This is a genomic window from Enterococcus sp. UD-01, from assembly GCF_044909655.1.
GTDB lineage: Bacteria > Bacillota > Bacilli > Lactobacillales > Enterococcaceae > Enterococcus_L.
In genome coordinates, this window is record NZ_JBIYEU010000005.1 from 1 (window position 1) to 15,116 (window position 15,116).

19 protein-coding genes are annotated in these 15,116 nt (G+C 38.5%); 16 read left to right on the plus strand and 3 right to left on the minus strand.

Annotated elements, in window-relative coordinates; translation table 11 throughout:
* A partial coding sequence (locus tag ABH902_RS05860) for a transposase (RefSeq protein WP_404589624.1) occupies positions 1-380 on the minus strand: 380 nt, incomplete at its 3' end.
* 368 nt (positions 381-748) lie between these two features.
* Here ABH902_RS05860 and rlmN point away from each other — a divergent pair.
* Positions 749-1,819, plus strand: coding sequence for a 23S rRNA (adenine(2503)-C(2))-methyltransferase RlmN (gene rlmN / locus ABH902_RS05865; RefSeq protein WP_404589625.1), 1,071 nt, complete (start codon positions 749-751; stop codon positions 1,817-1,819).
* A 61-nt stretch (positions 1,820-1,880) separates the two neighbouring features.
* Here the strand turns inward: rlmN and ABH902_RS05870 are convergent, their stop codons facing one another.
* Both ABH902_RS05870 and ABH902_RS05875 read right to left on the minus strand, forming a co-directional pair.
* The gene (locus ABH902_RS05870) at positions 1,881-2,648 is read right to left on the minus strand and encodes a DeoR/GlpR family DNA-binding transcription regulator (RefSeq protein WP_404589626.1); all 768 of its coding nucleotides are present in this window, start codon (positions 2,646-2,648) and stop codon (positions 1,881-1,883) included.
* Positions 2,649-3,428, minus strand: coding sequence for a hypothetical protein (locus ABH902_RS05875; RefSeq protein WP_404589627.1), 780 nt, complete (start codon positions 3,426-3,428; stop codon positions 2,649-2,651).
* A 205-nt stretch (positions 3,429-3,633) separates the two neighbouring features.
* On the opposite strand from ABH902_RS05875, the gene ulaG reads away from it, so the two are divergent.
* The 15 genes from ulaG to comGG all read left to right on the plus strand — a co-directional run bounded on the left by ulaG (position 3,634) and on the right by comGG (position 15,040).
* A complete protein-coding gene (gene ulaG, locus ABH902_RS05880; RefSeq protein ID WP_404589628.1) occupies positions 3,634-4,698 on the plus strand; it encodes an L-ascorbate 6-phosphate lactonase in 1,065 nt (354 codons plus the stop codon).
* A gap of 15 nt (positions 4,699-4,713) precedes the next feature.
* Positions 4,714-5,172 (plus strand): PTS sugar transporter subunit IIA, encoded by a 459-nt coding sequence (locus ABH902_RS05885; RefSeq protein WP_404589629.1) that lies wholly within the window; start codon positions 4,714-4,716, stop codon positions 5,170-5,172.
* Between the two features lie 16 nt (positions 5,173-5,188).
* Positions 5,189-6,667 (plus strand): PTS ascorbate transporter subunit IIC, encoded by a 1,479-nt coding sequence (locus ABH902_RS05890; protein ID WP_404589630.1) that lies wholly within the window; start codon positions 5,189-5,191, stop codon positions 6,665-6,667.
* A gap of 19 nt (positions 6,668-6,686) precedes the next feature.
* On the plus strand, positions 6,687-6,986 hold the full coding sequence (locus ABH902_RS05895) for a PTS sugar transporter subunit IIB (RefSeq protein ID WP_404589631.1): 300 nt from the start codon (positions 6,687-6,689) through the stop codon (positions 6,984-6,986).
* Between the two features lie 84 nt (positions 6,987-7,070).
* Positions 7,071-7,709, plus strand: a complete 639-nt coding sequence (locus tag ABH902_RS05900) for a 3-keto-L-gulonate-6-phosphate decarboxylase UlaD (RefSeq protein ID WP_404589632.1) — start codon at positions 7,071-7,073, stop codon at positions 7,707-7,709.
* 4 nt (positions 7,710-7,713) lie between these two features.
* Positions 7,714-8,574: an L-ribulose-5-phosphate 3-epimerase gene (locus ABH902_RS05905; RefSeq protein ID WP_404589633.1), complete on the plus strand. Its 861-nt coding sequence runs from the start codon at positions 7,714-7,716 to the stop codon at positions 8,572-8,574.
* Positions 8,567-9,274, plus strand: a complete 708-nt coding sequence (locus tag ABH902_RS05910; RefSeq protein ID WP_404589634.1) for an L-ribulose-5-phosphate 4-epimerase — start codon at positions 8,567-8,569, stop codon at positions 9,272-9,274. Before ABH902_RS05905 ends, ABH902_RS05910 begins: the two co-directional genes overlap by 8 nt.
* Positions 9,275-9,396: 122 nt before the next feature.
* The gene (locus ABH902_RS05915; protein ID WP_404589635.1) at positions 9,397-10,719 is read left to right on the plus strand and encodes an APC family permease; all 1,323 of its coding nucleotides are present in this window, start codon (positions 9,397-9,399) and stop codon (positions 10,717-10,719) included.
* Positions 10,720-11,265: 546 nt separating this feature from the next.
* Positions 11,266-12,228 (plus strand): competence type IV pilus ATPase ComGA, encoded by a 963-nt coding sequence (gene comGA / locus ABH902_RS05920; protein ID WP_404589636.1) that lies wholly within the window; start codon positions 11,266-11,268, stop codon positions 12,226-12,228.
* Positions 12,182-13,228, plus strand: a complete 1,047-nt coding sequence (gene comGB, locus ABH902_RS05925) for a competence type IV pilus assembly protein ComGB (protein ID WP_404589637.1) — start codon at positions 12,182-12,184, stop codon at positions 13,226-13,228. Before comGA ends, comGB begins: the two co-directional genes overlap by 47 nt.
* Positions 13,225-13,512, plus strand: coding sequence for a competence type IV pilus major pilin ComGC (gene comGC / locus ABH902_RS05930; protein ID WP_404589638.1), 288 nt, complete (start codon positions 13,225-13,227; stop codon positions 13,510-13,512). Before comGB ends, comGC begins: the two co-directional genes overlap by 4 nt.
* A complete protein-coding gene (comGD, locus tag ABH902_RS05935) occupies positions 13,484-13,945 on the plus strand; it encodes a competence type IV pilus minor pilin ComGD (RefSeq protein ID WP_404589639.1) in 462 nt (153 codons plus the stop codon). The genes comGC and comGD overlap by 29 nt, the downstream gene beginning before the upstream one ends.
* The gene (comGE, locus tag ABH902_RS05940) at positions 13,920-14,243 is read left to right on the plus strand and encodes a competence type IV pilus minor pilin ComGE (protein ID WP_404589640.1); all 324 of its coding nucleotides are present in this window, start codon (positions 13,920-13,922) and stop codon (positions 14,241-14,243) included. Before comGD ends, comGE begins: the two co-directional genes overlap by 26 nt.
* Complete coding sequence (gene comGF, locus ABH902_RS05945; protein ID WP_404589641.1) at positions 14,209-14,673, plus strand: competence type IV pilus minor pilin ComGF; 465 nt, start codon at positions 14,209-14,211, stop codon at positions 14,671-14,673. The genes comGE and comGF overlap by 35 nt, the downstream gene beginning before the upstream one ends.
* On the plus strand, positions 14,609-15,040 hold the full coding sequence (gene comGG, locus ABH902_RS05950; RefSeq protein WP_404589642.1) for a competence type IV pilus minor pilin ComGG: 432 nt from the start codon (positions 14,609-14,611) through the stop codon (positions 15,038-15,040). Before comGF ends, comGG begins: the two co-directional genes overlap by 65 nt.
* Positions 15,041-15,116 lie beyond the last annotated feature (76 nt).

Here is a 15,116-nt window from a genome sequence, read left to right on the forward strand (position 1 = left end):
GATTCTTCATAAATAGTTGACTGGTGTCTCTTGATTTTCCGTACATATTGCCAGTGAGTTTGCGCAAGACGATGGGCATCTTGTTTATCAGTTTTAAGCACACGTAACCCGTTATCTAGTTGTTTTTTCGCTTCTAACGGATTCAATAGGCAATAAGAAAAGTGATTGTTTTGGCAAAATGTTTCGATTACTTTTGAATAAACGCCCGTTGACTCGAACACAATACTTGGCGTTTCAGGCAGAGCCAAAATTTCTTGAAGTAAGGTGTCAAACCCAGATTTTGTATGAAGAATTTCTCCTTCAGAGAGACAAAGATCATCCAAATAAAGCACTTTATAACTTTTTCCCATAGAAACATCCAACGCAAGTACATAAGCCATTCTTTTCATCTTCTTTCTTTTTTTTGAAAGGTTCTTCACTGTTTCATTTCGTACCTAATTTCCTAAACACGAGCTCGAAGCCCCAACATACTTAAACCAGATTCCAAAATGACAGTGAAGGAGACCGTTTTTTGATAGGGACTCGAAGTCCATGAGCGCATGATCGATCTTCCTTTCACTCTCTACTATAAACCTAAAAAAGGAAAATAGAGGAGAAACTCATCCGTCGATAAGTTTCTCCTCTAATCTTAGTATGTTTTTGTTTTTAAGGGAGGTAATTTATTCACAAACTAAGAGAAGATATGGACAAACGGCAGGCAATAAGTTATAGTATGAAGCGAATGTCTAGAAGAAATGAGGAAAAATAAGTGGAAAAAGGATCTATCTACGGATTAACAAAAGAAGAACTTATTTCATGGTTTATTGAACACGGCGAAAAGAAATTTCGAGCCACTCAGGTTTGGGAATGGCTATATATTAAACGAGTAACAAGTTTTAGTGAAATGACCAACATATCAAAAGACTTAATGACTTTATTAGAAGAAAATTTCATTATTAATCCATTACGTCAGGTTATTATTCAAGAAGCGAAAGACGGCACAGTCAAATATTTATTTGAGCTGCCTGACAAAAATATGATTGAAACGGTTCTTATGCGCCAAGAATATGGTTTGTCTGTTTGCGTAACAACTCAAGTCGGCTGTAATATTGGCTGTACGTTTTGTGCCAGCGGCTTGTTGACAAAGCAGCGTGATTTAACGGCGGGTGAAATTGTCGCTCAAGTTATGCAGGTACAGCATTACTTTGATGAACGAGGACAGGATGAGCGAGTGAGTCATGTAGTAGTGATGGGAATCGGCGAACCTTTCGACAATTATAATAACCTGATGAACTTTTTACATACAATTAACGATGCGAAGGGTCTGGCAATCGGTGCACGGCATATTACCGTTTCTACAAGTGGACTGGTGCCTAAAATCAGAGAATTCGCTGAAAATGGCTTGCAGGTGAATCTGGCGATCTCGCTGCATGCACCGAATAACGACGTTCGAACCTCTATTATGCGAATCAATCGCAGCTTCCCAATTGAAAAATTAATGGCAGCAGTTGATGACTACATTGAAAAGACAAATCGTCGAATTACCTTTGAATATATTATGTTAAGTCAGGTGAATGATCGTCCGGAGCATGCGCAGCAGCTGGCTGACTTACTAAAAGACAAGAAAAAGCTGACGTATGTAAACTTAATTCCGTATAATCCAGTAAGCGAGCATGACCAATACAGCCGTAGTGATCGTGCCGATGTGCTAAAATTCTATGATGTTTTAAAGAAAAACGGCATCAATTGTGTGATTAGAAGAGAGCACGGCACTGACATTGACGCCGCCTGCGGTCAATTAAGAAGTAAACAAATAAAAAAAGCTGAAAAAGCTCGTTAAGCTCACTTTCACAAAAAACTGAGATAAAAGTCCAAAACGACTTTTGTCTCAGTTTTTTTTATTACACTTCAATTTGAATCACTTGGACGCCTTGTTTTTCAATACTTCGCAAGACCTCAGGATCAGCAAAAGTATCTGTAATTAAATAATTAACATCTTTTAGATGACCGCTGGTAAAATTCGAAGAAAAACCAATTTTTCGGTAATCAGCCACCACAATAACCAATCCCTTGGTTCGTTCAATAATAAGTGAGTTAATTTTTGATTCATGTAGAACAGAGGTTGTAATGCCGTTTTCAACACTTAGACCGGAACAACCTAGAATGGAAATATCTGAAGACATTTTTGAAAAGGAATCAATAGCAATATCGCCGACCAGTGCCTCTTTGGGGTAGCGGATCTCTCCCCCAGATAAAATAACGGTCGAATTGGGATTATGCTCTAAACCAGCCACTTTCACATTGTTCGAAACAATCGTTACCCGTTTGTTCTCCAAATATTTTAAAGCGGCTAATGCTGTGGTTCCGGTATTAACAAATAACGTATTTCCTTCATGAACAAATTCTGCTGCTTTTTTTGCGATAGCATTTTTAAGTCCTTCAATTTCCTCATTCACTTCTTTATCGCTGTTTTTTTCAATGAGCTGGGCTTTGCCATGCTGCCGCTTGACCAGTCCCATTTTTTCCAGGGCAATCAAATCCCGCCGAACGGTGATTTCAGAAACCTGCAAGTGACTGCTGATTTCAGTTACTAACAAGGTGTGTTTTTCTTTTAGCAAAGCGATTAGCTTTTTCCGACGTTTTTCAATTGTTTTGTGCGAGCTTTTCATTTAGTTTCCTCCACTTTGGTTTACTTGTATACTGGCAAGTGTTTTTCCCACTGCCTGCGCTTCTTTTAATAAACGATTACCAGTTGCTGGATCATCTAGTCGTAAAAAACATTGTCCTTGTATGTACAGACAGTAGGCTAATTCACGATTATTTAAACGTGTTCGATCCACTTGTTCTAATTCATTCAGGCATTTTTTATTTCTATTTTGAGCATAATAGCTGATTCCTTCAATTTCATGCCAGGAAAACAGCTGACTCAGCCGTTTCTTTTTGACATGCTTTAATTTGGCAAGTTCTTTACTCACGGAAATTATTTTTTCTGGCTCCTTTAAAAAGAAATAGCAATAAAGCTGCGTATGATAATAAATGAACAGGTAATCAAGGGACGAACGGAAAAAGGACTGATGTCGTGCCAGATGCTGCAAACAATCGGTATAGTTGCCGGTGTCTAATAAAAGTAAGCTGTCAAAAATAATAATAGACTGTTTAAAGCCATTAAACAAATCTTTTTGCTGTAAACGCTCTTTTAGAGCGACTGCTTTTCCAACCTCGCATTCGACTGTCAGAGCATAAATCATCTTTTCGTATAAGTTTTTGAGATACTCAAACAGCAGAACAATGACCAATACAATCACTCCGGCCAAACCAAAAATTAGCTTTGTTCCCACTTGCGGCGTCTGCATTAACAAATAACAAATATAGCCGGCAAAAATCAGGTACAGACACCACGTGGAAATTTTTTTACCCCAATACATACTTTTCCAAAAGACTACTCTCATTCTGATCACCTCATGAAGACTATATCATAAAAAAAGATTAAATGAACATAAAAAATAATAAAAAGTTGTTCATCTTTCTTTTTACGGATAAAACGATCTTAAAATAGATAAACGATCTTAAAAATAGATTGAAAACGCTTTTTGTTGTTGTAAAATGAAAGTGTATTTGGACGACCAGTTCAATTAATAAACTTGGAGGGATTTTATGACAACGATTCATGAGGTAACAAGAGAAAGCTGGCTTTTAAGTACATTTCCTGAATGGGGAACGTATTTGAATGAGGAAATTGAGCGAGAAGAGGTGCAAGCCGGGACAGTAGCGCTTTGGTGGCTGGGCTGTACAGGTATTTGGCTGAAATCACATGAGGGTACGAACATTTTATGTGATTTATGGTGTGGAACAGGCAAACGCAGTCATGGCAACGGCAAAATGAAAAAAGGCCATCAAATGATGCGAATGAGCGGCTGTGAAACTATGCAGCCAAATTTGCGGACGCAGCCCTTTGTGATTGATCCATTTGCTGTGAAAAATGTTGATGCGTTAGTAGTGACTCATATTCATTCTGATCATCTGGACATTAATACGGCGGCAGCAGTTCATCAAAATTGTCCGCAAGCACAGTTTATTGGGCCAAAAGAAGTTGTTAATACGTGGCTAAGCTGGGGTATTCCATCGGAAAAAACTAAAGTTGTCGCACCCGGTGATCGTATCACAGTGAATGATGTAGAAATTGTTGCCTTAGAAGCCTTCGATCGGACAGCCTTAATTACCTGTGATGATCCGGAAAAGACGTTAAAAGGCAAAATGCCGCAGAATATGGATGAGATTGCGGTGAACTATTTATTTGAAACGAGCGGCGGAAATATTTATCATGCCGGGGACTCTCACTATTCTAATTTATTTGCCAAGCATGGGAACGAACACAAAATCGATGTGTGCTTAGGTGCTTACGGAGAAAATCCACGGGGTATTACGGATAAGGTGACCTCAGTTGACATGCTGCGAATGGCTGAATCCCTGAATGCCAGCGTTGTAATTCCTGTCCATTATGATATCTGGGCAAATTTCATGGCGGATCCAAAGGAAATCACGGAAATCTGGAAATTCAAAAAAGATCGCTTGAATTACCAGTTTAAACCTTTTATCTGGCAGGTTGGCGGCAAATTCACGTATCCCAATGATAAGGACAAATTGGAATTTAATTTTTATCGTGGATTTGATGATGTCTTTACGACTGAAAATGACACGCCGTTTCCATCATTTTTATAAGAAAGGAGGAGTTGGATGCTTAAGTATTTTTATGATAATGACTTAATTCGTCTGTGTGAAAAGATACCGGAAACCTGGCAGGAAGCGATTGAATTCAGCTGTCAAACCTTAATTGAAAAAGGACTGATAACCCAGCAGTATGTGGCTGAAATAATTACTTGTGTGCAAAAGTATGGCCCGTATATTGTCATTGTTCCGGGCGTCGCGATGCCGCATTCCTCACAGGACAGTGAAGGTGTTTTGGGAACCGCTATTTCGTTTACTAAAATGCCTCAGGATGTGGTTTTTGAAGAAGGCAATGAAGATAAAAATGCCCGTTTATTTTTCACTCTGGCAGCTAAAAACAGTGACGAGCATGTAGAAAATATTTCAAAATTATCGGAAATGCTGATGACAGACGGTTTGATTGAAGCATTATCGGCAGTTGAAACAATGGCGGATTATCGGCAAGTGATGACGAGGTTTAATGTCTAAGAAAGAAGGGGAGTAAATGACACAAATTTTAGCGTTTCTGTTGGGAATTTGGGATTATTTCGCTGCAAATATTTTAACCCAACCAGCATTTTTAATCGGGTTTATTGTACTTTTGGGGTATGTTTTGCTGAGAAAACCGTTGTATGAAAGTATTGCTGGATTTTTAAAGGCAACAGTGGGTTATCTGATCTTAACAGTTGGCTCCGGCGGTTTGGTTAATAATTTCCGGCCGATTTTAGTTGGCTTGAAAGAGCGGTTCAACTTGGATGCAATGGTGATCGATCCTTATTTTGGACAAAATGCGGTAACAGCCGGAATTGAGGAAACCTTTGGTCGAACGTTCAGCGATACGATGATTTTATTGTTAATTGCCTTTGTTATGAATATTTTATTGGTTCGTTTTAAAAAATACACCAAGCTGAGAGCGGTCTTTACTACCGGTAATGTCCAAATTCAACAAGCAGCGACAGCCTTTTGGATTTTATTGTTCTGCTTCCCAAATTTAGGACAAATTCCGATCTTACTGATTATGGGACTTATTTTAGGCTGCTATTGGGCAGTGGGCTCTAATTTGACGGTGGATATTACCCAAGAGTTAACCGAAGGGGCAGGCTTTGCTATTGCTCACCAACAATTGTTTGGCGTGTATCTTTTTGCCCGCTTAGCTGAAAAAATGAAGAAGGATAAGAACAACCGCAAGCTTGAAGATGTTCAGTTACCGGGCTTCCTTTCTATTTTTAATGAAAATATGGTTGCTACCTCCATCTTAATGCTCTTTTTCTTCGGCATTATTCTGGTAGTTTTAGGACCTGATTATTTGATTGAAGCTGAGTTTATGCAGGAAGGTCAAAGCTTTCTTTTCTATATATTGCAAACAGCGTTATATTTTGCTGTATATTTAGCGATTTTGCAGTTGGGTGTAAGAACCTTTGTTTCTGAGCTGACAGAGTCCTTTCAGGGAATCTCCAATACCTTGCTGCCAGGAGCGGTACCGGGTATTGATGTTGCGGCAACCTTTGGCTTTGGCTCGCCAAATGCCGTAACGATCGGCTTTTTATTTGGAGCCTTAGGTCAATTTGTAACCATTGGTTTGTTAATTTTACTCAAATCACCAACGATTGTTATTGCTGGCTTTATTCCATTATTTTTTGATAATGCCGTTATTGCCGTATATGCTAACAATCGCGGTGGCTTTAAAGCAGCGTGTCTTTTCCCGCTACTATCCGGTATTATCCAGGTATTAGGCTCCGCTTTGATTGCCACATTTATCGGACTTTCTCAATACGGTGGCTATTTGGGCATGTTTGACTGGGCAACCGTTTGGCCAATATTTACAATTTTGATGAAATATCTGGGGTATTTCGGTATTGCTTTAGTCGTAGTGCTATTGTTGGCGATTCCGCAGCTGCAGTATCGGGCAAACCCGAAAGGCTATTTCTTAATTACAGAAGATTATGATGAATACGTAAAACAAATGACGACGAAAGAAGCTTAATTAATAGGAGGTAAAAGGAATGAGAGTATTAGTATCTTGTGCGAATGGGTCTGGAACGAGTTTGATGATGAAAAAAAGCGTGGAGAAAGCTTTAAAAGAACTGGGCTTTAACATTACCAATATCCATCATTGCGCTATTTCAGAAGGGAAAAGTACAGCGGGACAATATGATGTCGTTTTCTGTCCGATGAATTTTTTAAACATGTTTGAGGATGCGAAGAAAAAAGGTATCATCGTTATCGGCGTTAAAAATGTGATGTCAGCCAAAGAAATTAGCGAACGTGTACAAGCGATTGATTTAGGGGAGAAATTTAACTAATTAATAAAAAAGCATTGAAAGGATCAGATTCGACGATAAAGGCTGGATATTTCTACCTATTGATGCTGTAAAGGAGAAGAGAAAATGAGCAGACCTAATTTACAAATAGCTTTAGATCATTCGGATTTGCCTAGTGCAATCGAGGCTGCCGCTTATGTAGGAGAGATTGTGGACATTATTGAAGTTGGAACTATTTTGTGTTTACAAGCCGGAGCAGAGGCAATTCGCTGTATTCGAGCGCTATATCCTGAGAAAAAAATTGTTGCAGATACTAAATGTGCAGATGCTGGCGGCACAGTAGCTCAAAATTGCCAAGCAGCAGGAGCAGACTGGATGACGGTTATTTGCTGTGCTACGTTGCCTACCATGAAAGCTGCTGCTGAGAAGGTTCAAGAAGTGCAGGTTGAGCTTTATGGCGACTGGACGTTTGAGCAAGCAGAACAATGGCTGGCAGCTGGTATTTCTCAAGCGATTTATCATCAAAGTCGTGATGCACTTTTAGCAGGAGAGACGTGGGGAACCAAAGATTTAGCAAAGGTCAAACGATTAATTGAGATGGGTTTCAAGGTTTCTGTTACTGGCGGCTTGTCTGTGGAAACATTAGAACTATTTAAAGAGCTGGAGGTCTTCACCTTTATCGCCGGAAGAGGAATTACAGCTGCCAGTGATCCCAAAAAGGCTGCTCAGGCTTTTCAAGCTGAAATTAAGCGTATCTGGGGGTGAGGGGATGGCAACATTAGGAATTTACGAAAAAGCATTACCCAAAGAAAGTAGTTGGCAAGAACGTTTAATGCTGGCAAAAAAATTGAATTTTGATTTTGTGGAAATGTCTATTGACGAAACCGATGAACGACTGGCTCGCTTAGATTGGAACCAAGAGCAACGGAAAGAAGTCTGGCTAGCCATGCAAGAAACAGGCGTGAAGATTCTTTCGCTTTGCCTAAGCGGACATCGGCGTTATCCTTTTGGCTCCGCAGATCCGAAAAAAAGAGAACAAGCGCTGGTGATCGTGGCAAAAGCGATTGAGCTTGCGGCTGATTTAGGCATTCGGACAATTCAATTAGCCGGCTATGATGTTTACTATGAAAAGAAAAACGTTAATACGCGAGCCGATTTCATTAAAAATTTGCAAAAAGCTGTGGCGCTGGCAGCGGCTAAAGAGGTTGTATTAGCCATTGAAATTATGGACGATTCATTTATTCCTTCCATTTCTGAATTTTTAAAAATAAAAAAGCAAATTCCTTCGCCTTATTTACAAGTCTATCCTGATTTAGGAAATCTTTCAGCTTGGCCGTCAAATGATGTGGGCTATGAATTAGAATGCGGCATCGAATATATTACAGCGGTTCATTTGAAAGATACGTTAGCTGTAACCAACGAATTTCCCGGTAAATTCAAAGGGGTTCCCTTCGGCACGGGCTGTGTGGATTTTTTAGGCTGTCTTAAAACGTTGCAAGCTTTGGATTATAACGGACCCTTTCTAATTGAAATGTGGAGCGAAACAAGTACAGAGCCAATCAAAGAAATTAATGAGGCACTGAACTTTCTACAACCACTTTTAAAGGAGGCAGGCTACGGCCATGGATAATGAATTAATTAAAGAAATGAAAGCTCGTGTTTTCGCAGCAAATCTAGCGTTGCCTGAAGCAGGGCTAGTGAAATTAACCTGGGGTAATGTCAGTGAAATCAATCGCCAAGCCGGCATCATTGTCATTAAACCAAGCGGTGTTCCATATGCTTCAATGACTGCAGAAGAGATGGTAGTGACTGATTTAGAAGGTGAGCTATTGGAAGTTGGTCTAAAGCCTTCTTCTGACTTAGCGACTCATGTACAATTATACAAAGCGTTTAATACGATCAATGCAGTCGTTCATACTCATTCAAAAAATGCCGTCATGTGGGCCCAAGCTGGACGAAATATTCCGGCTTACGGTACGACTCATGCAGATACTTTTTATGGTGAAGTACCGTGTACTAGACAGCTGACTTCAACCGAAATTATGACCAATTATGAGCTCGAAACAGGGAAGGTTATCGTAGAAACGTTTAACGAAAAAGTCATTGATCCGGCTGCGGTTCCAGGTGTATTAGTTTATGGACACGGGCCGTTTACCTGGGGAGCAACACCGCAAAAAGCAGTAGAAAATAGCATTGTACTGGATGAAATTGCTGAAATGGCTTGTGTGACGGAGGTAGTCAATCAACACATAGACCCAATTCCGCAATATTTATTGGATAAACATTATTTTAGAAAGCATGGTGCCCATGCCTATTATGGACAGGGTTAGAAGAGATCAATTTTTTTTGATTAAATCATCTCCAACTAAGGTATATTTCCTCTCAACCACTTGAATTTACTTTGAAAAAAGTTATACTAGAAAAATAACATTTAAGTGGGAAGAGGGCATTTATGAAACAGAATCAACTAAAACGTGAAATTACTTTATTTGGTGCTTTCTCCACAGTGATGGGAACTGTTATTGGCGCTGGCGTATTCTTCAAGACCGCCAGCGTTGTTAGTTATGCACAATCGCCTAGTTTGACTATTTTTGCTTGGGCGCTTGGAGGAATATTAACGATTTGTGCGGGGTTAACTAGTGCGGAACTGGCAACGGCAATTCCTAAAACGGGCGGAGCCGTCAAATATATTGAATATATTTATGGGAAACTTCCAGGCTTTTTACTTGGATGGGCGCAAAGTGTCGTTTATTTTCCAGCAAATATTGCGGCATTATCCATTATTTTTGCGACACAATTTATTCATTTGTTTCACTTATCAACAACTATTTTATTTCCGGTGGCTTTGCTTACAGGCTTTAGTGTAACGATGATTAATTTACTAGGCACCAGACAGGCAGCGAATCTTCAATCTTTTACATTAGTTATGAAGCTAGTGCCGATCGCTTTGATTGTTTTTGTCGGATTGTTTATGCCTGCTAATGTTGAAATCTCGCTTTTTCCAATTAAAGTAGGGGAAAACACAGGGTTTGTCCAAGCTTTAAGCGGCTCGTTATTAGCAACCATGTTTGCTTACGACGGCTGGCTAGGCGTAGGGGCAGTAGCCGGAGAAATGAAGCGACCTGAGAAAGATCTGCCTAAGGCGATTGTTTTTGGTTTGACATTTATTATGCTGGTCTACGTGTTAATTAATACTGTTTTTCTTAAAACGTTGCCGGTTGACCAAATTGCAGGGAATCTGAACGCTGCTTCAGATGCTTCTACACTGATTTTTGGCGCTATGGGCGGTAAATTAGTAACGATTGGTATATTGGTTTCTGTTTACGGTGCGTTAAATGGTTATACCATGACAGGAATTCGCGTGCCTTATTCACTAGCATTGGAAGAGATGATTCCTTTTAGTAAACAATTTGGAAAATTATCAAAAAGCTTTGCTGTTCCGTATATTGCTGGATTATTTCAGTTTGGGGTGGCTGCTGTCATGATGTATTTGGGCAGCTTTGATTTATTAACGGATATGCTGGTTTTTGTCATGTGGCTGTTTAGCGTTCTACTCTTTATAGGGGTTATTCTTTTACGTAAAAGAGAACCAGCGCTTCTACGGCCATATAAGGTTCCGCTTTACCCGTTCATTCCTATCATCGCAATGGCTGGCGGCTTATTTATCTTGATAACTACGCTGGTCGTACAACCGGTTTTAGCGAGTGTAGGGATTGGTATAACGTTACTGGGCATACCTGTCTATTTGCTGACTAAAAAGTTTCATTCTAACTAACTGTCAAAATTTATTTGATTCAATAAAGAGATTGAGAAAATAGAGGTAAAAAATTTGGTACAATGTAAGAGATCTAAAGTCTTTGTCTTTAGGCAAAGCGTTCGCTGCTGCTTATCCCTTTTAAGCAGCAACGATTTTCTCAAAAATTTTAATGATATTCACAAATTTTGAAAGTTATTCTCATTGTTTTTTTAGTATAATAGATATATCAAAACGATAAACTATTTTGGGGAAGATAGTGCATCAGAACTCTTGATAAGGTTATAAATATCGGTTAAACGATGTTTATAACCTTTTTTTATTTCATCTGAAAATTGGTATAGAGGTTTTCTCCTTATTTGAAGCGTGAAATAAGAATAAAAAATGTACGTATTTTTTTATTTCGTTTCATTCCTTTATTCTAAGAAAAATTCCATTTAACAAAAATGGTATTATAGTTTATAGAAAATTGGTCTATATTACTTGTAAGGTGCAGCAAATTTTATTTATTTGTTGCGCTTTTTTTGTCGTTTACTGCGTATATTATTTTGAAGGAGGAAAAATAGAATGGATATTAAGCAGCTTTCTTTAAATATTATTGCGTGGGGAATTAAGCAGGGCATTCAAGATGTATATATCTTGCCTAGAGGAGACAAGATTCAAGTGTCCGCCAGAAGAGGAAGAAACCGACTAATTTTTACAGAACTGACAGATGATGAGGGTGAAAAATTGATTTTTCACTTTAAATTTATCGGCAGTATGGATGTAGGCGAGAAGCGTCAAGCACAGGTAGGGGCAGTAACTTATAGGATCAATGATGAGGATAAACGCTTGCGTCTGTCCACAGTCGGTGATTTCAGACAAAGAGAGAGCTTGGTCATTCGTTTTTTGCATGCTTTTGGCAACAGCCAGGAAAATTATTTTTTACCGCAGCAATTGAGACAAGTGCGAGAGCGTGTGAAGCATCGGGGGCTGCATTTATTTTGTGGTCCGGTAGGCTCCGGCAAGACTACGTTAATGTACAAATTGGCAAAAGAAACAGATCGCTTTCAGCAGGTCATTACTATTGAAGATCCGGTAGAAATCGAAGAAAAAGCCTTTTTACAGCTGCAGACGAATGCAAAAATTAATTTAACCTATGATGTTTTAATCAAAGCATGTTTACGTCATCGACCGGATATATTGATTATTGGTGAGATTCGAGATGCATTAACTGCACAGGCTGCTATTCGAGCTGCTTTAACCGGGCATACTGTTTTTGCAACGCTTCATGCTAGAAGTATTGGTGGCGTCTATGAACGTTTGCTGGAGCTGGGAATTCAACAAAGAGAAATAGCAGAATGTATTACGGGAATTATTTATCAACGTCTTTTACCTTGTAAAGCAACTTTTCATGAAGAACAGAGCGGCTTACTAATGGATTGTAATTTTTCAAAAACAACCGATTCAAATTGGCTCAATAATTTAAGAAAGGTCTGGGCATATGGCTTTATTGATGATCAAACATTTGAACAAGAAAAAGAGCAATAAGTTATCTAAAAAAGTACAACAATTGTTCATTCAGCTTTTAGCAGATTTACTGGGAAACGGCTTTTCTATACAAGAGAGCTTGGCTTTTATGAAAAAATCTCAGGCAATTCCTGCAAATACAGTAGATTATTTAATTGCGTTATTGGAAAAAGGAGAGGCATTTCACATAGGCTTAAATCAAATAGGATTTAACGAACTGACAACTATTCAGATTCAATTTGCTCAAACGCATGGCGATTTTACCGGAACTTTAAAAAAAATAAAGCAGCATCAGCGAATAATGGCAAAGCAAACCCAAAATTTTTATAAAATACTCAGCTATCCATTATTGCTGTTAATTTTTCTAACGGTGGTTCTTATCAGTATCCGTCAGATCTTATTGCCACAGTTGCTGAAAAATGATTCTGTCCGCGCGGATAATATCGGCATTCAATTTATTCAGCATAGTCCCTATTATGTACTTTTTTTATTGATTTTTATTATAGTAGTGTGGCTTTTTATTCGTCTTCTTTTAAAGCGGAAAAACCCGCTGGAACAAGCTGTTTTTTTTGCTCAAATTCCTATTTTTGGCTTGTTTTATAAACAATACAGCTCGGCTTTTTTTGCTTTGGAATGGGGCAAGTTATTTTCACAAGGACTGGAAATTAAAGCTGTAATTCAGTTAATGCGCAACTCCAGCAAGAGTAGTTTAATGAATGCTTTAGCTGAAACGATTGAAATGCGCTCTTTAGCTGGTCAAACCTTTTATGAACAATTGCCGTCATTTTCATTTTTTGTTCCAGAGCTGTCGCTGATTATTCAACAGGGAGAGCTTAAAGGCAATTTAGGTAAGGAGCTAGTTGTTTATAGTGAATTATGTTGGCAACGATTTTTTACAAGAATGGAAAAAATGATTCAATGGATTCAACCGCTTATTTTCTTAGTTGTTGCTTTATTGATTGTAAGCGTCTATGCGGCCATGCTGCTGCCGATTTATGGGGGAATGGAGGAATTTATTTGAAAGCGAAATGGAAAAAGAAAAAAGGCTATTCAGGCTTCACACTTCTGGAAATGTTGGTCGTATTATTGATTATTTCGGTTTTAATTTTATTGTTTGTGCCTAATTTATCGAAACATAAAGAAGGGGTTGATAAAAAAGGCAATGAAGCAGTCGTAAAGCTTGTTGAAACACAAATGGATTTATACCAGATGGATAAAAATCAGACGCCCACTATTGAACAGCTACTAAACGAACAATACATTACCAAGGATCAGTATGATAAATACCAAGCAGCTAAAAAATAAAATTTGGCAAGCATTTACCTTAGTTGAAGCCTTGATCGTGTTATTGGTATGCAGTACTTTTCTATTTTTGCCAGTCTTGGCAGTAAAGCAGGTGAAGAGGAGTCTGGAAGGCGAACAATTTATCGCAGCGTTTGAAAAACAGCTACTATTTACCCAGCAATTGGCTATTGTAGATAACCATGATACTCAAGTTATTTTTGACGAAACCAAACAGGCAGTCTATTTCTTAGCTTCTCCATCTACAGAGGAAGTCTTGACTGTTCCGCCGGATATCACTATGAGCGGGCCCCAAAAGATCACCTTTAAAAAAGGCTCAGGCAACAACGGAACTTTATCAAAGTATGTGTTTATTTGGGCAAATCGGCGGCTAAAAATTGACTGTCAATTTCAATTAGGAAGTGGGCGCTATGTTAAGAAAATTAAAGAATACTAAAGGATATATTTTGTTGGAAAGTTTGGTTGGCTTAAGCTTAATTTGTTTGTTAATCGGCAGCTTTGTAAGTCTCAATACCTTTCTATTAAGAAAAAATCAAGAAGGCGCGCAGCGACTACAGTTATCCCGAGTAATGTATGAAGAGATGAAATATTATGAGCAGCATGGTACCTTTTCTGAACAGACTATTTCCAGAGACCAGCAAACCTATCGACTGCAGATTCAAAAAACGAAGGATAAACTGACTGAAGTGAGGATGACAGATGGAAAAGAAACGATTGTACTCAAAAAAGAATAGCTATCCTGGTTTTACCTTAATGGAGTGTTTGCTGGCACTTTATCTATTGATGGTGATTTGTCTACTATTTTCTGCGCTCATTAAAAATATGGCGGCTGTTACAAATCGTTTGAAAAATACCAAGGAAAAAGAATGGCAGGTATTCCTGATTCAACTGGAAAATGAACTGAAAAATTGTCGCTATGAAACAACGCAAGAGAATAAAATGATTTTCAAAAACAGTAAAAAAAATACACCAGTCTGGATTGAATTTAAATTAGGTAAAATTGTCAAAGTCGAAAATGGCGGCTATCAGCCGCTTTTGACGGAAGTCAAACAAGCACAGTTCACTAAAAGGAAAGAGATGGTAATCATAGATGTTCAATTTGAAGAGAGTACGAGCTGTTCAGCAAGATGGATTATTCCTAAAGAGCCCTCTTCTGCGTCATAAACCACAAGGCGGTATTTTATTAACAGTCTTGCTGCTGGTCTTTTTATTCAGCTTTTTGTTTGAAGTGGTTTTAGAGGATTATAGAATTGCTGGTCAATTTACCAAAAAAACCAGCAACTACTATCTTGCCAAGACAATGGCAAGCATGTTTTTACTTGAAGTGAAAGAGGATCAAACGAAAAAAAGCGGACAGCAAAAGTTTTCATCCGGAATTCTTTATTACGAATATCAAGAGGATTCCATCATGTTCACAGTCAAACTTGATAATCAAGTGATTACTTTTCATGAAAAGACGCCTGTTAAACAGCACAAGGAATCAAAGCAGCAATTTGTGAAACGTGTATCAAATTTTTTTGAAAAGGACTAATACAGAATTTCTATCAGTTTGGAAAAAATGGCTTTTGTTTTAGTTGTTGAGCTCAATGGAGTTCAGTCTTTTATAA